Origin of the sequence: Tepidiphilus sp. J10 (genome assembly GCF_006980785.1) — a bacterium.
Classification (GTDB): domain Bacteria; phylum Pseudomonadota; class Gammaproteobacteria; order Burkholderiales; family Rhodocyclaceae; genus Tepidiphilus; species Tepidiphilus olei.
Window position 1 is genome coordinate 4,875 of record NZ_SBHP01000003.1, and the last position, 17,744, is coordinate 22,618.

Here is a 17,744-nt window from a genome sequence, read left to right on the forward strand (position 1 = left end):
GGAGGACTTCCGCAAGAAGCAGGGGGACCTGGCGGCGAAGATGTATGCCGAGCAAGCCAAGCTCAACGAAATCTACTACTCCGGGAAGCGTGACCCCGCCGCGATCGACAACCAATACAAGAAGATTTGCGACCTGCGACGGCAGATGATCCAGATCCAGGTCGATGCGCAGAATCGCATGGACGCGGTGCTCACCCCCGAGCAGAAGGAGCGGCTGCGCGGTTACTACGGCGGGCGGGGCGGGATGATGCGGTAGCCGGCCACAGCCGGCCACGTTAACGGTGACTGGGCCGTGCTCGAGCCGGTCGACGCCGACTACCGGCCGACTCTACCGGGCACGCCGTCGCACACGGTCCTGCTGAGTAATCTCGCCAGCCGGGTACAGCCGATCCTGCGCTACGACCTCGGGGACAGCATCCTGCAGCGGCCCGATCCCTGTCCCTGCGGCAATCCACTGCCCGCGATCCGCGTGCAGGGCCGCTCCGCCGATGTGCTCTCATTTACGACAGAACGCGGCGAGCGTGTCTTTATCCCTCCGCTGGCGTTGGAGCTTGACCATATCTCTGGCGTCGAGCTGTCGCAGATCGTGCAGACTGCACCGATGCGTCTGCGCGTGCGCCTGCGTCCCGCGCCCGGCGCCGACCCGGAGCGCATGTGGGGGAGGCTGTGCGTAGTGGGATCGCGTGCCTGCTCATCGAGCACCGGCTCGATCAGGTCGCGGTCGAGCGCGCCGAGGAGCCGCCTGCGCAATCCAGCGGCGGAAAGTACCGCACCGTCATTCCGCTACCTCCCGAGGGCGCCCCGACCACGCAGGGTTGAGGCTATGTCTGGTTTGGGTGAGCGATGCACTCATCCAACCGGTTGAACGGTCAGCACGTAACTTGTTGATATTGAATGGTGCCGTCGGCGCTCCCTGTTGACTTCGACCTTTCGCCGGGGAGCAGGGCCGGAGAGAAAAACGGCGCGGAGAGAGCGAAATGGGGCCCGAGGCAGGCGAGACGGCCGGGGAAGGAAGTCCGCAGGAATCCGCAGGAGTCCCCGCGAACGCGCGGGAGCGCGCAAGAAAAAAGGCCAACCGAGAACGGTTGACCTTTATATATTGGTGGCCAGGGGCGGAATCGAACCACCGACACGCGGATTTTCAGTCCGCTGCTCTACCGACTGAGCTACCTGGCCGCCGAAGACCGCCATTATAGCGGCGGGAAAGAGAAAGTCAATCATCCTTGGCGCGGGGGCGCTCGTCCTGCCGGGCGGGGCTTCGTGCCGGCAGGGGGAAGCGCACGCGGGCGAGCGTGCCCTGGCCGTGGGGGTTGGGTTCGAGGCTGACGTCGGCGCGGTGCATCTCGGCGATCTCGCGCACGATCGCAAGGCCCAGGCCGGAGCCGTCGACGCCGGTGTCGAGCACGCGGTAGAAGCGCTCGAAGACGCGGGGGCGGTCGGCGGGGGGGATGCCGATGCCGGTGTCTTCGATCTCGACGTCGACCGAATCCCCGCGGGCTAGCGCGCGCAGGGTGACGCTGCCGCCGGGCGGGGTGTATTGGATGGCGTTGTCGACCAGGTTCTTGAAGAGTTCCTGCAGCATGAGGCGGTTGCCCTCGACTTCCAGCCGCCCTTCGCTTTCGTCGAATCCGAGCTCGAGCGCTTTGTGCTGGGCCTTGGGGTAGAGCTCGAGGGCGACGTCGCGCAGCAGTTCCTGTACGTCGAGGCGTTCGATGCGGTGTACCGTCTCCGAGCTCGATTCGGCGCGCGCCAGCGTGAGCAGCTGCTGGATGAGGTGGGCGGCGCGTTCGGCGGCGCCGTGCAGGCGCTGGAGATCCTGGCGCAGCGCCTGCGGGTCGCGCTCGCGCAGGGCGAGCTCGGCCTGCATCTTCAGGCCGGTGATGGGGGTGCGCATCTGGTGGGCGGCGTCGGCGATGAAGCGGCGCTGGGCCTGGAGGTTTTCTTCGAGGCGGGCCATCATGTCGTTGAAGGCGACGATGAGGGGGCGCACCTCTTCGGGAACGCTCTCGGGCGGGATGGGCGAGAGGTCGGTGGGGCGTCGCTGGCGGATGCGCGCCTGTAGGCGAGCAAGGGGTGCGATGCCGCGGGTGAGGCCAAACCAGACGAGCACGACCGAGAGGGGGATCAGGGTGAATTGGGGTAGCAGCACGCCGGTGACGACGTCGGAGGCGAGCTCGCGGCGCTTGTTGAGGGTCTCGGCCACTTGGGCGATGACGACGCGAGGCTGCTCGGCTCCATGGCGCTGGTCGATACGGGCGGCGATACGCACTGGTTCGCCGGCCACGACGTCGTCGCGCCAGCGTACTTCGCCGTCGGGCAGCCAGGGGCGGGGCGGGGCGGGGATCTCGGCGTCGCCGCCGACGATGCTCTCGTCGGTGCGAACCTGGAAGAAAATGACGTCGCTCGCCGAGGAGCGAAAGAGGATGCGTCCCGGCGCGGGCAGGTCGAGTTGGACTCGGTCGCCGTCGATCGTCACGAAGCGCGCGAGCATCTGAACCTGCTCGCCCAGGGCGTGGTCGAACGAGCGATTGGCGATACGATCGGCCACTTGGTGCGTGACGATGATGGAGAAAGGCCAGAGAAAGAGCAGGGGGGCGAGGAGCCAGTCGAGGATCTCGCCGAAGACGGAGTTGGGCGAGCCGTCGGGCGTGCGCTTACGCCAGGGAAGCATCGCTGGGCTCCAGGCTGTAGCCGAGGCCGCGCACCGTCTGGATGCGTACGCCGCTTCCTTCGATCTTCTTGCGCAGCCGGTGCATGTAGACTTCGATGGCGTTGGTGGAGACTTCCTCGCCCCAGCCGCAGAGGTGTTCGACGAGCTGTTCCTTGCTCACGAGCCGCCCGGGGCGGGTGATGAGGTATTCGAGGAGCGCGAGTTCCCGGCCGGAGAGTTCGAGCGGGGTGCCGTCGAGCCAGACGCGCCGAGCGGTCTGGTCGTAGCGCAGCTTGCCGGCCTCGACCACCGGCGGCGCGGCGAGCGAGCGCCGGGTGAGCGCCCGTACGCGGGCTTCCAGTTCGGGCAGGGCGAAGGGCTTGGTGAGGTAGTCGTCGGCGCCGGCATCGAGCCCGCGCACGCGGTCTTCGATTCCGTCCTGGGCGGTGAGGATGAGCACGGGAGTGGTGTTCTTGCGCGCGCGCAAGCGGCGCAGCACCTCGATGCCGGGCAGTCCCGGCAGGCCGAGATCCAGGATGACGAGGTCGTAGGGGGTGGTTTGCAGGGCCACGTCGGCCTCGCGGCCGTTCATCAGCGTGTCGATGGCGCAGCCGGATTGTTTGAGCGCCCGGGCAAGGCCGTCGGCAATGACGGCGTCGTCTTCGACGATGAGGATGCGCATGCCTGCGTTCTCCCTTGGGCGATGGCTTCGCCCGCATTGTGGGTGCCCTGCTGTCCGCCGTCAAGGGTCGGGTCGGGGCGGATGATATAATCGCTGCCTTTACTCCGATCTCCAGCTCGCGCGCTCATGCCGTTCTATGCCTTGGGTCTGAACCACCATTCGGCGCCGATCGCGATTCGGGAGCGGTTCGCGTTCGATGCGCAGCGCGTGGCGCCGGCCCTGCAGGAATTGTGCGGTGGCGTGGCCGGCGTGTCGGAAGCCGCCATCCTCTCCACCTGCAACCGCACCGAGCTCTACGTGGCGGCGCGCGAGGCGGAGCCGGTGGTGGCTTGGCTCACCGCCCGCCAAGGAACGCCGCTGCCGGAAGTGGCGCCGCACCTCTTCACCTATATCGACCAGGCGGCGGTGCGCCATGTTTTTCGCGTGGCGAGCGGCCTCGATTCCATGGTGCTGGGCGAAGCGCAGATCCTGGGGCAGTTCAAGGACGCAGTGCGGGCGGCGCAAGCGGCTGGAACGCTCGGCAAGCATTTGCACAAACTCTTCCAGCACACCTTGGCGGTGGCCAAGGAAGTGCGTTCGGGCACGGCGATCGGGGCGAACGTGGTCTCCATGGCCGCGGCGGCGGTCAAGCTCTCCGAACGCGTCTTCGGGCCGGTATCGGAGCAGCGGGTGCTCTTCGTCGGCGCCGGCGAGATGATCGAATTGTGCGCCACCCACTTCGCCGCCGGCCGCCCCAGGCGGATGATGGTGGTCAACCGCACGCTCGCCCGGGCCGAGGCGATCGCCCAGCCGCTGGGCGCGGGCGTGGGGCGGCTCGAGGACCTGCCGGACATTCTGCCCGAATTCGACACCATCGTCTCGAGCACGGCCAGCCCGCTGCCGCTCATCGGCCTGGGGATGGTCGAGCGCGCCCTGAAAAAGCGTCGGCGCCGGCCCTTCGTGATGGTGGATCTGGCCGTGCCGCGCGACGTCGAGCCGGAGGTGGGTGAGCTCGACGACGTCTTCCTCTATGCCGTGGATGATCTGGCGCAGATCGTGCAGGCGGGGCTCGCCTCGCGGCAGCAGGCGCTGGTGGCGGCGGAGCGCATCGTCGAGGAGCGGGTGGCCGAGTTCATGGCCTGGGTGCGCTCGCGCGAGATCGTGCCCTGGATCCGCCGCCTGCGCGAGCGGGCCGATGCGCTGCGGGAGGCGGAGCTACAGCGGGCCTTGCGCCGCCTGCATGGGGGCGAATCGCCCGAGGCGGTGCTCATGGCCCTGAGCCATGGGCTGATGAACAAGTGGCTGCACGCGCCCACGCGCTTTTTGCAGGAGGCGGGCGACGCGGAACGCGAGGCGCTGCTCGCGGCCCTGCCGCGGCTCTTCGCGCTGGAATCCGACGTGCCACCGGAAAAAGACCGGGGAGAGGAGGCGGCGCAGGCGCAATCCCTGCCCCTGGCGGTGCCGCGAGGGGAGCGGGGATGAAGGCACGTATCCGCGAACGGCTGCAGCGCATGGAGGAGAGGCTGCAGGAGCTCGATCGGGCGCTGATCGATCCGGCGGTGGCGTCCGACCCGCAGCAATTGCGCCGTCTGGGGCAGGAGCGCGCGGAACTCGAGCCCGTGGTGATGCAGTGGCGCGCCCATCGCGCTCTCGAAGACGAGCTCGCTGCGACCGAGGCGCTCGCCGCCGATCCCGAGCTGCGTGCGCTCGCCGAAGAAGAAACGATGCGGCTCGCCGAGCGACTCGCCGAGAGCGAGCGCGCGCTCATGGAAGCGCTCACGCCTCGCGACCCCGAGGACGATCGCCCGGCTTTCCTCGAGATCCGTGCCGGGACGGGCGGCGAGGAGGCGGCGCTCTTCGCGGCGGATCTGCTGCGCATGTATCTGCGCTATGCCGAGCGCCGCGGCTGGCGCAGCGAGATCCTCTCGGCGAGCGAGTCCGACCTGGGGGGGTACCGCGAGGTGATCGTGCGGCTGGAGGGGCGCGGCGTCTACGGCCGGCTCAAATTCGAGTCGGGCGTGCATCGGGTGCAGCGGGTGCCGGCCACCGAAAGCCAGGGGCGCATCCATACTTCGGCTTGCACGGTGGCGGTACTGCCGGAGCCGGACGAGGAGGCCGTGGTGCAGATCGACCCTTCCGAGCTGCGCATCGATACCTTCCGCGCGAGCGGCGCGGGCGGACAGCACGTCAACCGGACCGATTCGGCGGTGCGCATCACGCACCTGCCCACAGGGCTCGTCGTCGAATGCCAGGACGACCGCTCGCAGCATCGCAACAAGGCGAAGGCCATGGCGGTGCTGGCCGCACGGCTGGAGGCGCGGCGGCGGGACGAACAGGCCGCGGTGGTGGCGGCCGCGAGAAAGAGCCTGGTGGGCAGCGGCGATCGCTCCGAGCGCATCCGCACCTACAATTTCCCGCAAGGCAGGGTGACGGACCACCGCATCAATCTTTCGCTCTATCAGCTCGACGCGCTCCTCGAGGGGGATCTTGATCCGCTCATCGAGCCGCTGCGCCTCGAGCATGAACAAGAGCGGCTGCATGAGCTGGAGAACGCGCCCGAGGATTCGAAATGAATACGACGTCCGGGGCGCTGCCGCACGATGCGACGGTGGGCGAGGCGCTCGCCTGGGCCCGCGCCCGTATCGGCGCGCTGGAAGCGCGCGTGCTGCTGTGCCACGCCAGCGGCTGGAGTTCGACCAAGCTCACCGCCTGGCCGGAACGCTCCTTGCCGGCGGAAGTGCTGCAGCGCTTCGCCGCCTGGGTGGAGCGGCGCGCGGCGGGGGTGCCGGTGGCCTACCTCGTGCGCGAGCGGGAGTTCTACGGACGGCGCATTCGCGTCACGCCGTCGGTGTTGATTCCGCGGCCGGAGACCGAAACCTTGGTGGAGGTAGCGATCGCGCTCGCCCTTTCCCTGCCGCCTGGACACGCGCCGCGCATCCTGGATTTGGGCACCGGTAGCGGCTGCATCGCCATTACCCTGGCGCTGGAATTGCCACAGGCGGAAGTTTTCGCAGTGGACGCTTCGTGTGAAGCGCTTGCTCTAGCGTTGGAAAACTCCGCCCGCCTGAAAGCGAGCGTGTCGTTCATGGAGAGCGACTGGTTCTCCCGGCTAGGCCCGGGCGAAACGTTCGACCTCATCGTCTCCAACCCGCCTTATCTCGCCCAGGACGATCCGCATCTCGAAGAGGGGGATCTACGATTCGAACCGCGCTCGGCGCTGATCGCCGGAGAAACCGGCTTGGAAGCGATCGCGGCGATCGTCTCCGAGGCGCCACGCCATCTCGCCGAGGGGGGGTGGTTGTTGCTGGAGCACGGCTGGGACCAGGCACAGCGGGTGCGGGGTCTGTTGCTCGATGCCGGTTTTCTCGAGGTGCAGAGCTGGAAGGATTTGGCTGGGCACGAGCGGGTGAGTGGTGGACGGCGTCGTGGCTAAAATAGAAAATTCCTATGTTGTGGAGCCGGATTGTGATGACCAGGATTTGATCAGGGCTTACCGATCCTTGACGACTCCCGTTACCCTTCGCTAACATGACTCTCCCCCAGCTCCGCAACAAGGACTCCCATGGACATCCAAGAAAAAATTCGCCAGCAGATTGCCGCCGATCCGGTGGTGCTCTACATGAAAGGCACGCCCGATTTCCCCTTGTGCGGTTTCTCCGCGGCGGTGGTGCAGGTGCTGCGCCGCTGTGGTCTGAAAGACTTCGCCGCCTACAACGTGCTCGAAGACGAGTCCTTGCGCCAGGGGATCAAGGAATACGCCAACTGGCCGACCATCCCCCAGCTCTACATCAAGGGCGAATTCATCGGCGGGGCGGACATCGTGCGCGAGATGTACGAGTCGGGCGAACTGCAGGAATTGCTCAAGGAAGCCGGTGTGCTCGCTTGACATCGGGTGCCGCGCAACCCCACCATGCAGCCGCACGGTAGGCGATTCGCGGCACCCGCACGGTTTCAGACGCGATTCATCAGCCGCGCCCGGGCCTGCGCGATCGCTTCGCGCACCGCCTCGGGCGCGGTGCCGCCGATGTGCCGCCGCTGCGCGAGCGACCCCTCGATCGTCAACACTTGATACACGTCCTCTTCGATCAGGGGGCTGAAACCGCGCAGCACTTCGAGCGGCAGTTCGGCCAGATCCACGCCGCGCGCCTCGGCCTCGCGCACGGCGCGCGCCACCGCTTCGTGCGCGTCGCGAAAGGGCACCCCTTTCTTCACCAGATAGTCGGCCAGATCGGTGGCCGTGGCGAATCCCTGGCGCAGCGCTTCGCGCATCGCCTCGGGGTGCACGCGGATGCCGCCCACCATCTCGGCATAGATGATGAGCGTGTCGAGCACGGTATCGACGGCGTCGAACAAGGGTTCCTTGTCTTCCTGGTTGTCCTTGTTGTAGGCGAGCGGCTGCGCCTTCATGAGGGTGAGGAGCCCCATGAGGTGCCCATAGACGCGCCCCGTCTTGCCGCGCACGAGTTCCGGCACGTCCGGGTTCTTCTTCTGCGGCATGATGGAAGAGCCGGTGCAGAAGCGGTCGGCCAGGGTGATGAAGCCAAAGCGCGGCGTCATCCACAGGATGAGCTCCTCGGAGAAACGCGACAGGTGCATCATCACGAGGGAGGCCGCCGAGAGGAATTCGATGGCGAAGTCGCGGTCGCTCACCGCGTCGAGCGAATTGCGGCACACGTCCTCAAAGCCGAGCTCGCGGGCGACGAACTCGCGGTCGATGGGAAAAGTGGTGCCGGCGAGGGCCGCCGCTCCCAGCGGCAGGCGGTTGACGCGCCGGCGGGCGTCGCGCAGCCGCTCGCGGTCGCGCTCGAGCATCTCCACATAGGCCATGAGGTGGTGGCCAAAGGTTACTGGCTGCGCCACCTGCAGATGGGTGAAGCCGGGCATGGGCGTGGCCGCGTGCGCCTCGGCCAGGTCGAGGAGGGCGCTTTGCAGCGCTTCGATCGCTTCGACGATGGCGTCGATCTGGTCGCGCAGCCATAGGCGCAGGTCGGTGGCGACCTGGTCGTTGCGGCTGCGCCCGGTGTGCAGGCGCTTGCCCGCATCGCCCACCAGGGCCGTGAGGCGTTTCTCGATGTTGAGGTGCACGTCCTCGTCGTCCAGCGACCAGGGGAAGTCCCCGCGTCCGATTTCCTCGCGAATCTGGGCCATGCCGCGCTCGATGTCGGCCAGATCCCGGGCGCTCAGGATGCCTTGGCGCGCGAGCATCTTGGCGTGGGCGAGCGAGCCGCGGATGTCGTGCTCGGCAAGCCGCCGGTCGAAGGGGATCGAAGCAGTGTAGCGCTTGACGCGCTCGGAGACGGGTTCGGCGAAGCGTCCCGACCAGGTCTTGGCGGGCGTGTGGGGCGTGTCGGTCATGGTGATGAGCGGTGATCAGGCAAGGAAAGGGGCAATTATAAGGCCGCGGGGCGTCGAGGCGACGATGATAGAATCGCCGCATCCGTTGTTTGCCACCGGCGCTCATGTTCGCGCCGCCAGGGAGAAAGCATGACAGAAGAAAACCCGGCCTTTCCTCCTCCTTCGCGTCTCGTCATCGCCACCCGCGAGAGCCGCCTCGCCTTGTGGCAGGCGCAATTCGTCAAGGCGCGGCTCGAGGCCCTCTATCCCGCCTGTCGCGTCGAACTGCTGGGAATGACCACCCGCGGTGATCGTATCCTCGACCGTCCCTTGGCGAAAGTGGGGGGCAAGGGGCTGTTCGTCAAGGAACTGGAGACGGCGCTGCTCGCGGGGGAAGCCGATCTGGCGGTGCACTCGATGAAGGACGTGCCGATGGTGCTCGACGAGGCGTTCGCGCTTCCCGCCACGCTCGCGCGCGAAGAGCCGGCCGATGCCTTCGTCTCGAACCGCTACGCCAGCCTCGACGATCTGCCGCCGGGCGCGGTCGTGGGTACTTCCTCGCTGCGACGCCAGGCCCAGGTCATCGCTCAGTACCCCTATCTGGCGGTGAGCCCCTTGCGCGGCAATCTCGACACGCGCCTGCGCAAGCTCGACGAGGGGCAGTTCGACGCCATCATCCTCGCGGCGGCCGGTTTGCGTCGCCTGGGATTGGGCGAGCGCATTCGGGCGGTGCTGCCGGTCGAGGTCAGCCTGCCGGCGGCGGGGCAGGGCGCACTGGGCATCGAATGCCTGGCCGAACGCGCGGAGGTGCGCTCCTGGCTCGCACCGCTCGGCGATCCCTTCACCACCGCCTGCGTGGCCGCCGAGCGGGCCTTTGCCCGGGTGTTGGGCGGCAGCTGTGAAGTGCCGATCGCCGCCTATGCCGTGCGCGAGAGCGGGGAACTCTGGCTGCGCGGCCGGGTGGCCGAGCCCGACGGCAGCCGTATCTACGGTGGCGAGATCCGCGGGCCGCTCGCGGAGGCGAGCCGTTTGGGCGAGACCCTGGCGCAGCGTCTGCTCGATGAAGGCGCGGCGGAGCTCGTCGCGACGCTCTCGGGCGGCGCGGCATGAGCGACTCGCCGCCCGCCGTGTGGGTGACCCGTCCGCGTGCGCAGGCCCGGCGGCTCGAGGCGATGCTGCAGGCGCGCGGCTTCGCACCGGTGGCGGCGCCCTTGCTCGCGATCGAACCGATCGAGGACGAGGAGCAAGAGGCGCAGGTCGCCGCCGCGCTGGATGACTATGCATGGGTCTTCTTCGTCAGCCGCACCGCCGCCGAGCTCGCCGTGCCGCGCCTTCGCCGTTACCGCGCCTGGCCGCCGGGTCCGCCGGTGATGACGGTGGGTGAGGGCAGTGCCGAATCGCTGCGCGCCCTGGGATTCTCAGAGGTCATCTGTCCCCGCGAGGGGGCGGATTCGGAGGCAGTGCTCGCGCTGCCCGCGTGTTCGGGCGCGGCCGTCTCCGGGCGGCGGGTGTTGATCGTCAAAGGGGAGGGCGGACGGGCGCTGCTCGCGCGGACCTTGAGCGAGCGCGGCGCTCTGGTCGATAGCTGGGTGTGCTATCGTCGAGTCCCGCCCCGATGGACGGCGGAAGTGCTCGCCCCCTTGCGCGAGCGGCGGCTCGCCGCCATGCTCCTCACGAGCAGCGAAGGGGTCATGAATCTGCCGGCCCTGGTACCGGCTGCCGATTGGCCGCTGCTCGTCGACGTGCCGGCCGTCGCGGCGCACCCGCGCATCGCTGCCGCGGCCACGACCCTGGGTCTGCGGCGCGTCGTCACGGCAGCGGCTCCGGGGGACGCCGGGCTCATGGCCGCCCTGGAATCCTTGCCCGCTTTGCAGGAGGGAAATCGATGAACGAACCGAAAACGAAAGAAAACACGGTGGAGGATGCCGCGGCTGCAGAAAGCGCGGGTACCTCCCCTCCTTCCCTCGAGTCCTCGCCCGAATCGGTAGGACGAGAAGCGACGTCCAGGCCGCCGCAGGGCACGATGGGAGATCCTCAGGGTGGGCCGTCGCACGCGAACGAGGCAGAATCGAGTGCCCCGTCCGCTCGATCCGGCCGTTCCTGTCGCCGCTGGGGCGGCTGGGCGTTGGCAGCCGGCGTCGTGGTGTCGCTACTTGCTTTGGGCGCCTACGCTTATGCGCGCCATGTCGTGCAGCAGGAGGCGGCGCAGCGCCAGGCGCTCGAGGAGCGACTCGTCCGGCTCGAACAAGGATCGCGACGCAGCGAGGAATCATTCCAGCAGCTCCAAGGTGCGCTGACCGTCCTCACGCAGCGGCTCGATGCCGTCCAGCGCACGCTGGGGCAGGTTCAAGGGCAAGTGGATGATCTGCGCGAGCTGGGCCGTTTGGTGGAGCGCCTCACCCAGGCGCTGAGCCGGCAGGACGAGCGACGCCTGCTCGTCGAGGCGCGTGACGTGCTCAGCTATGCGCAACGGCGCATCGACTGGGCGAACGACCTCTCGTCCGCGATTGCCGTGCTCGCCGAACTCGACGCGCGTTTGGCCAAGGAGAGCAAAGGGCTCTTCCTGCCCTTGCGTCAGGCGCTCGCCCGCGACTTGGAGCGTCTCCGCGGCGCCCCTCGGGTCGATCTCGACGGGATCCTCGCCCGACTCGATGCGCTGGAATCCCGTTTGCCGCAGCTCACCCTCACCTTCGCCGCGCCCGTGCCGGAGACGGCGAGCATCGCCCTCCCTCGGCACGGTGCCGACGCAGGGTCGGAGAATTCTTTGCCGCCGGGGGAATCACCTTGGTACCAAGGAATCTGGCAGACGATCCTGCATTGGGGCGACGCAATGCTCACATCCGTGGCTGGGCTGGTGCGTTTGGAGCGACTCGATGCGGTTGCGCCGGAGCTCCTTTCGCCGCAGATGCGCCTGGTGCTCGAAGAAAACCTGAGGTTGTGGCTCTCCAGCGCTCGACTCGCCGCCCAGAGTGGCGACGAGGCGCGTTACCGTGCCGCGCTCGATAAAGTACGAGAGGCGGTGGAGCGATTCTACGAACGTGATGATCCTGTCGTGGCCGCGACGCTCGCGGCGCTCGACGAGCTCACGGCACAAGCGGTCGGCGCGACGCGCCTCTCGCTCACCGACTCGTTCGCCGCGCTCGCCCGGATCGAGGAACGCCTGCAGGCCGAAGCGGCCGCTTCCTCCGCCGCCCCCCTGGGGGAGACGCTGAAGAAATGAGCGAGCGGGATGAAGCGCAAGGCGCACGGAGCGCAGCGACCGAGACATATCGAGTGGATAGGCGAGGGAGCGAGCACCGCGCAACGCAGCGATTCGCCCGCGCAGCCAATCATTCAGCGTTTCCCTTGAGGAGAGCCCCATGAAAGCCTTGCTTACCTTCGTGCTCGTGGCGTCTTTGGCGGTGGCGGCAGGGCTCGCCATCGAGGGCGTGGATGGTTACGTGGTCTTCGTCGTGCCTCCGTGGCGTGCCCAGTTGTCTCTCACCCTATTCGCATCGTTGGTCGTGGCGACCGTATTGGTTCTCTACGCCCTGTTGCGGCTGGGAAGCTCGCTCATCGCACTGCCCCGATCCCTACGCAATCGGCGCGAGGCATGGCGTTTGCGTCGGGCGACACACACGCTGTCGCAGCTGGTGCGCGCCCATGTGCTGGGTGATGTGGCGAGGGTCCATCGTTTGGCGGACCGGCTCTCCCGATACCCCGACCTTTCCGAAGCCGGCGCGGCGCTCGCCACCGTGACGGCGCTCGATCGCGGCGATGAATCCCGAGCGGAGAACTGGCTTGCCCGGCTCCAGCGTTGGCCCGACGTTCGTGCCGTGCTGGAAGCCGAGTTCGGCGCACGATGCGCCCGTCCCGAACGCCTCCATGCGGCGATGGAGCGGCTCGCAGAACTGCGCGGTCTCCCCGAGGCCACGGCGCTGCGTCTGAGGCTGGAAGCCGCCAAAAGGGAAGAACGTTGGCAGGAAGTGCTCGAATCGGCACGTCGCTTGCGCGCGCTCGAAGCCATGGACGCGAGCGAAACGGCTGCCCTCATCCGGCAAGCCCACCTCGACGATGCCTCCTCCCGGCTGAGCTTGGGGGTAGACCTCGCCGCTTGGTGGAAACGGCTACCCAAGGAAGAACGCTACGATCCCGCTTTCCTCGTTTCCTTGGCAAGGCTGGCGCTCGACCGGGGGCAGGGCATGAAGCTTCGTCCCATCCTCGAAAACGCCTTGAGCAAGTGCTGGCTGCCGGAGCTGGTTCGGCTCTACCCTTACTGTGTCGAACCCGGCGCTCGGCAAGAGGCGCTCGTCCGGCTGGAAGAATGGCGCTCGGCTCACCCCGAAGAGCCCGCGGTGCTCGAAGCCCTCGTCGAACTCTGTCTCGAACTGCAGCTGTGGGGCAAGGCGCAGGACTATCTCACGCAGTTGCGTCGGGTCGGTGCCGATCCTGCCGTGCTGGAACGCTTTGGCTCGCGGCTGCGAGCGGGCACCGCAGATCGCGATGGCGCGACCCTTTCCGCTCCTCGAGGCGTGTTAGAATAGTGCCGTGGCGGGTCGCCCCGCATTGCGGCGCGGAAACCGGGTCAGGGCCGGAAGGCAGCAGCCCTAACCGCTCCCCGCAAGTGCCGGGGGTCCGGCTCGCCACCCTCCTCATACCCAGTACGACAGCCCCAACACCAAGGCCACCCCGCCGACGAGCGGTAGGATCGCCCGCATTCCGCTTTGGCGAAGCCGGGGCGCGAATTCATGGATCAGCACGAACCCCATGGCCCCTGCTGCCAAGCCGGCCATCGAGAACGCCTGTTCGGTGCCGACCAGACCCAGGCTTTTCGTCAGCAGCGCCACCACGGGTTCCACCGAGACCGCGGCGAAAGCCCAGACGCCCGCTTTCCTATCGGACCAGCCCGCCGCCGTGAGCAACCACATCGCCAGCACGCTCTCGGGCACGTTCTGGATCGCGATGCCCAAGGCAAGGCTGGGCCCAAGCACCTCACTCATGCTCAGCGCCAACCCTTCGGGCACGTTGTGCAGGGCGAGCGCAAACAGGAACAAGCGGGCCGAGCGCTCCTGCCCGGCCAGGGGCTCATGGCGGTGCGGCACCAACCGATCGAGCAGGGCCAACATGCCGGCCCCCAGGCCGAGCATCAGCATCCACTCGAGCATCGCCCGTACCTGCCCACCGTCCTGGGAGGCGATTTCTTGGATGGAGGGCAGGATGAGCCCTACGATTACGCTCGTGCCCATCACGCCGGCGGCAAAGATCTCGGCCGTGACGGGGGAAGCCAGCACCCACGACGACAAGGTGCGCGCGATCAGCAAGCCGCCGAGGGCCGCCGACAAGGAGAGGCAGACGAGGAAACCCCAAGGTGAAGCCGTCTTCAAGGGAACCAAGACCGCCGCGAACAGCACGGCCGCGCCCGCGAGCCAGATCGCCCATCCCAACGCGGCGCGAAACGCGCGCAGGGCACCGCCTTTCCGTTGCGTCGGCTCGTGTGCCATACCTATCGGGCTGAAGCGCGCCAAGACTTTGCTGATCATGGGATTCTCCTCGTGCTCGTGATCTCGTCCTGAAGAAAGGATAAGGTTTGAGGGCGCCAAATGCAAATGATATTGAGAAATAATCGCAATAAAAAATTCCCATCCCAGGGCGTTTCGTGGTGTCATCGAGAGAATCCGGTAGAATTCCCTCCCATGACCCAACTCGCCCTCGCCCGCAAATGGCGACCCCGCCGCTTCGAAGCGCTCGTGGGGCAGGACCACGTCGTGCGCGCCCTCACGCACGCGCTCGGCACGCAGCGGTTGCACCACGCCTATCTCTTCACCGGCACGCGCGGGGTGGGCAAGACCACCATCAGCCGCATCTTCGCCAAGGCGCTCAACTGTGAGCGAGGCGTCACGCCCGAGCCCTGCGGTACGTGCGCCGCGTGCGTGGCGATCGACGCCGACCGTTTTCCCGACTACGTCGAGATGGACGCGGCTTCCAACCGCGGCGTCGACGACATGGCGGCCTTGCTCGAGCAGGCCGTCTATGCGCCGGTGCAGGGGCGCTTCAAGGTCTACATGATCGACGAAGTGCACATGCTCACCGGGCACGCCTTCAACGCCATGCTCAAGACCCTCGAAGAGCCGCCCGAGCACGTCAAGTTCATCCTCGCCACCACCGACCCGCAAAAGATCCCCGTCACGGTGCTGTCGCGCTGCCTGCAGTTCAACCTGCGCTCGCTGCCGCCCGCCCTCGTCGCCGAGCACGCCGCCCGTATCCTGGAGGCCGAGGGCGTGCCCCACGATCTCGGGGCGCTCGAACTCGTGGGGCAGGCCGCGCGCGGCTCCATGCGCGATGCGCTCTCGCTCCTCGACCAGGCGCTCGCCTACGGGGCAGGAGAGGTGCGCGAGACGCAGGTGGCGGAGATGCTGGGCCTGGTGGCGAGCGCCACCTTGCGCGAACTCTTCGAGGCCGTGACAGCGGCCGATGCCCCGGCTGCGCTTGCGCTCGCCGACCGGCTCGCCATGAGCGGTGCGTCGCTCGAATCGGCCCTGGCCGCGCTCGCGCAACTCGTGCATCAGCTCGCCGTGCTGCAGTTCGCGCCCGAAGCCCTGGAGACGCAGACGCGCGAGGCGCTCGCCCCGCTCGCGGCCCGGCTCGACCCCGAATACCTGCAGCTCGCCTACGACATCCTCACGCACGCGCGCCGCGATCTCCCTCTCGCGCCCGATCCCGCCGTGGGCTTCTCGATGGCCGTCTTGCGTCTGCTCGCCTTCGCGCCCCAGACGACCGCCACGCCCCCTTCCGCCGTGCCCGGCCCCGTCGCGGCGCCGCGCAGTGAAACGACCAGTGCCACGCCGCGCCCCTCGCCAAGCGAGGATGCTTCGCCTCTGGACGAAAGAGAACGCCTGGATACCGCGCCGTCGCGCTTCGAGCACGAGGCATCTACGGATGAGGTGACCCACGAGGCAATCGGTGTTACGCCGATACGGACGGAAGCGGTGCCCGGGGAGCCTTCTTCGTCCGGTGCACATTCCGTGCGGGAGCCGCTCGTGTCTTGCCCGGGCGAGCCGGTACGGTCGGGCAGCAGCGAGGTCGATGCCTGGCACGAATGGTTTGCCGCCATGCGTCTCACCGGGCTCGCGCGCGAGTTCGCGCAACATTGCGTCTGCCGCGCGGTCCACGGCGATATGGTCGAGCTGCTACTCGATGCCTCGCACCGCGTGCTGCTCGAACTACACCCGGAATGCGTCGATCGCATCGCCGAGGCGCTGGGCGAGGTGCTGGGGCGGCGCGTCCAAGTGCGCGTCACCGTGGCCGAAGTCGCCGATACCCCGGCGCAGCGCGAAGCCGAGGCCCGTCGCCGGGCCCATGCCGCCGCCGTCGGGCGGCTGCTGGCGCACCCCGTTACCCAGCGGCTCGTCGAACGGTTCGACGCCACGCTCGACGAGGCCAGCGTCACCTGGTCTAGTTCTTCAACTCCACCGCAAGGAACACGCCATGCTCAATAAGAACGCCCTCTCTGGCTTGATGCGCCAGGCGCAGCAGATGCAGGAAAACATGAAAAAAGTGCAGGACGAACTCGCCGCCCTCGAAGTCGAAGGGCAGGCCGGGGCCGGGCTCGTCAAGGTAATCATGACCTGCAAGTACGACGTGCGCCGCGTCAGCATCGATCCCTCCGTGCTCGACGACAAGGAGATGCTCGAAGATCTCGTCGCCGCCGCGGTCAACGACGCCGTGCGCCGGGTCGAGCAGACCACCCAGGAGAAGATGGCCGCCGTCACTGCCGGCATGCCTTTGCCTCCGGGCATGAAATTGCCTTTCTGAGCGTCCATGCCCACGCCGCTCGACGAACTCATCGAGGCGCTGCGCTGCCTGCCGGGCGTCGGCGCAAGGAGCGCGCAGCGCATGGCGCACCACTTGCTGCAACGCGAGCGGCGCGGCGCGCAGCGGCTGGCCCGGGCGATCGAGGCGGCGCTCACCACCCTCACGCACTGCGCGCGCTGCAATGCCTTCAGCGAGACCGCCGTGTGCGCCCGCTGTAGCGATCCGGCGCGCGACGCCACCCTCGTCTGCGTGGTCGAATCGCCCGCCGACATGGAAGCGATCGAACAAACCCACAGCTACCGTGGCCTTTACTACGTGCTGATGGGGCGCTTGTCGCCGCTCGATGGCATCGGCCCCAAAGAGCTCGAGCTGGAGCGTTTGCTCGAGCGGCTCGCTGCTCCAGAGGTGCGCGAAGTGGTGCTCGCCACCAACTTCACCAACGAAGGCGAGGCCACGGCACACTGGATCGCCGAACGCGTGCGAGCGCGTGGGTTGGCGGTCACGCGCCTGGCGCGCGGCGTGCCGCTCGGCGGCGAGCTCGAATACGTCGATCCTGCCACCGTGGCGCACGCGCTCATCGACCGCCGCCGCCTCGACGCCACCTGAAGCGTCGAGCCACCGCATTCCTCTTGGACGCCTCCCGTCGATCCTTTATAATTTGCAAATTTGTTCCGTCTTCCCATCTCTCGAGGATTCGCGCCATGAGCAAGGATCAAACGTTGGACGACAACCGGCGGCAGCTATTGATCGCCACCTCCGTCGTCGGAGGAGCCGGCGTGGTTGCCGCAGCGGCTCCCTTCGTCGCCAGTCTCACGCCTTCCGATCGCGCCAGGGCGGCCGGCGCGCCGGCCGAAGCCGATGTCAGCAAGCTCGCCCCGGGCGAAATGATGACCGTCGAATGGCGTGGCCAGCCCGTCTGGATCCTGCGCCGTAACGAGGCGATGCTCGCCACGCTCGAAGAAGTCGAACCGCTCCTTGCCGATCCGAATTCCGAGAAATCCATCCAGCCTCCCTACGCCAAGAACCGGCACCGTTCCATCAAACCGGAATATCTCGTCGTCGTCGGGATCTGTACCCACCTCGGTTGCTCCCCTACGCCCAAGTTCGCCAAGGGTGAGGCGAGCGGTATCAGCAAGGACTGGCTGGGTGGCTACCTCTGCCCCTGCCACGGCTCGCATTTCGACCTCGCCGCACGCGTGTTCAAGAGCCAACCGGCGCCGACGAACCTCACCGTGCCGCCGCACCAATACCTGACCGATACCAAGATCCTCATCGGCGAAGACAAAGCTTGACGCGCGAGGAAAGAAC

General features: G+C 67.6%; 16 protein-coding genes, 1 tRNA gene, 1 other RNA gene and 2 pseudogenes. 15 read left to right on the forward strand and 5 right to left on the reverse strand.

The window, feature by feature from the left end:
- The coding region (locus EPD81_RS10670) for a Spy/CpxP family protein refolding chaperone (protein ID WP_221929241.1) at positions 1-256 on the forward strand (256 nt) is incomplete at its 5' end.
- A 15-nt stretch (positions 257-271) separates the two neighbouring features.
- A pseudogene (locus EPD81_RS10960) lies at positions 272-819 on the forward strand (phenylacetate--CoA ligase family protein); the annotation flags it as partial.
- Between the two features lie 281 nt (positions 820-1,100).
- Here the strand turns inward: EPD81_RS10960 and EPD81_RS05850 are convergent.
- The 3 genes from EPD81_RS05850 to EPD81_RS05860 all read right to left on the reverse strand — a co-directional run bounded on the left by EPD81_RS05850 (position 1,101) and on the right by EPD81_RS05860 (position 3,332).
- Positions 1,101-1,176 (reverse strand) — tRNA-Phe (locus EPD81_RS05850).
- 37 nt (positions 1,177-1,213) lie between these two features.
- Positions 1,214-2,671, reverse strand: coding sequence for a sensor histidine kinase (locus EPD81_RS05855; protein WP_142804529.1), 1,458 nt, complete (start codon positions 2,669-2,671; stop codon positions 1,214-1,216).
- Positions 2,655-3,332, reverse strand: a complete 678-nt coding sequence (locus tag EPD81_RS05860; RefSeq protein WP_142804530.1) for a response regulator transcription factor — start codon at positions 3,330-3,332, stop codon at positions 2,655-2,657. Before EPD81_RS05860 ends, EPD81_RS05855 begins: the two co-directional genes overlap by 17 nt.
- A gap of 126 nt (positions 3,333-3,458) precedes the next feature.
- Here EPD81_RS05860 and hemA point away from each other — a divergent pair.
- The 4 genes and pseudogenes from hemA to grxD form a co-directional block, all read left to right on the forward strand.
- Positions 3,459-4,694 (forward strand): annotated as a pseudogene (gene hemA / locus EPD81_RS05865) (glutamyl-tRNA reductase); the annotation flags it as partial.
- A 95-nt stretch (positions 4,695-4,789) separates the two neighbouring features.
- On the forward strand, positions 4,790-5,884 hold the full coding sequence (prfA, locus tag EPD81_RS05870) for a peptide chain release factor 1 (protein ID WP_142804532.1): 1,095 nt from the start codon (positions 4,790-4,792) through the stop codon (positions 5,882-5,884).
- Positions 5,881-6,744, forward strand: a complete 864-nt coding sequence (gene prmC / locus EPD81_RS05875) for a peptide chain release factor N(5)-glutamine methyltransferase (RefSeq protein WP_142804533.1) — start codon at positions 5,881-5,883, stop codon at positions 6,742-6,744. The genes prfA and prmC overlap by 4 nt, the downstream gene beginning before the upstream one ends.
- A 129-nt stretch (positions 6,745-6,873) precedes the next feature.
- Positions 6,874-7,197, forward strand: a complete 324-nt coding sequence (grxD, locus tag EPD81_RS05880) for a Grx4 family monothiol glutaredoxin (RefSeq protein WP_028874655.1) — start codon at positions 6,874-6,876, stop codon at positions 7,195-7,197.
- Positions 7,198-7,262: 65 nt separating this feature from the next.
- Here the strand turns inward: grxD and argH are convergent, their stop codons facing one another.
- A complete protein-coding gene (gene argH, locus EPD81_RS05885) occupies positions 7,263-8,666 on the reverse strand; it encodes an argininosuccinate lyase (RefSeq protein WP_142804534.1) in 1,404 nt (467 codons plus the stop codon).
- Positions 8,667-8,795: 129 nt separating this feature from the next.
- On the opposite strand from argH, the gene hemC reads away from it, so the two are divergent.
- From hemC to ffs, 5 genes are all read left to right on the forward strand, one after another.
- Positions 8,796-9,755, forward strand: a complete 960-nt coding sequence (hemC, locus tag EPD81_RS05890) for a hydroxymethylbilane synthase (protein WP_142804535.1) — start codon at positions 8,796-8,798, stop codon at positions 9,753-9,755.
- Positions 9,752-10,534 carry a uroporphyrinogen-III synthase gene (locus tag EPD81_RS05895; RefSeq protein ID WP_142804536.1) on the forward strand — a complete coding sequence of 261 codons (783 nt, stop codon included), beginning with the start codon at positions 9,752-9,754 and terminating at the stop codon, positions 10,532-10,534. The genes hemC and EPD81_RS05895 overlap by 4 nt, the downstream gene beginning before the upstream one ends.
- Positions 10,531-11,865, forward strand: coding sequence for a uroporphyrinogen-III C-methyltransferase (locus tag EPD81_RS05900; RefSeq protein WP_142804537.1), 1,335 nt, complete (start codon positions 10,531-10,533; stop codon positions 11,863-11,865). The genes EPD81_RS05895 and EPD81_RS05900 overlap by 4 nt, the downstream gene beginning before the upstream one ends.
- A 139-nt stretch (positions 11,866-12,004) precedes the next feature.
- The gene (locus EPD81_RS05910) at positions 12,005-13,168 is read left to right on the forward strand and encodes a heme biosynthesis HemY N-terminal domain-containing protein (protein WP_142804538.1); all 1,164 of its coding nucleotides are present in this window, start codon (positions 12,005-12,007) and stop codon (positions 13,166-13,168) included.
- Positions 13,169-13,174: 6 nt separating this feature from the next.
- An RNA gene (ffs, locus tag EPD81_RS05915) (signal recognition particle sRNA small type) lies at positions 13,175-13,272 on the forward strand.
- 4 nt (positions 13,273-13,276) lie between these two features.
- Here the strand turns inward: ffs and EPD81_RS05920 are convergent.
- The gene (locus EPD81_RS05920; protein ID WP_142804539.1) at positions 13,277-14,164 is read right to left on the reverse strand and encodes a ZIP family metal transporter; all 888 of its coding nucleotides are present in this window, start codon (positions 14,162-14,164) and stop codon (positions 13,277-13,279) included.
- Between the two features lie 153 nt (positions 14,165-14,317).
- Between EPD81_RS05920 and dnaX the strand changes: the two genes are divergently transcribed.
- The 4 genes from dnaX (at position 14,318) to petA (ending at position 17,728) form a co-directional block, all read left to right on the forward strand.
- Positions 14,318-16,120, forward strand: coding sequence for a DNA polymerase III subunit gamma/tau (dnaX, locus tag EPD81_RS05925; protein WP_142804540.1), 1,803 nt, complete (start codon positions 14,318-14,320; stop codon positions 16,118-16,120).
- Positions 16,110-16,436 carry a YbaB/EbfC family nucleoid-associated protein gene (locus EPD81_RS05930; RefSeq protein ID WP_142804541.1) on the forward strand — a complete coding sequence of 109 codons (327 nt, stop codon included), beginning with the start codon at positions 16,110-16,112 and terminating at the stop codon, positions 16,434-16,436. The genes dnaX and EPD81_RS05930 overlap by 11 nt, the downstream gene beginning before the upstream one ends.
- A gap of 6 nt (positions 16,437-16,442) precedes the next feature.
- The gene (gene recR / locus EPD81_RS05935) at positions 16,443-17,042 is read left to right on the forward strand and encodes a recombination mediator RecR (RefSeq protein ID WP_142804542.1); all 600 of its coding nucleotides are present in this window, start codon (positions 16,443-16,445) and stop codon (positions 17,040-17,042) included.
- Positions 17,043-17,137: 95 nt separating this feature from the next.
- A complete protein-coding gene (gene petA, locus EPD81_RS05940; RefSeq protein WP_142804543.1) occupies positions 17,138-17,728 on the forward strand; it encodes a ubiquinol-cytochrome c reductase iron-sulfur subunit in 591 nt (196 codons plus the stop codon).
- Positions 17,729-17,744 lie beyond the last annotated feature (16 nt).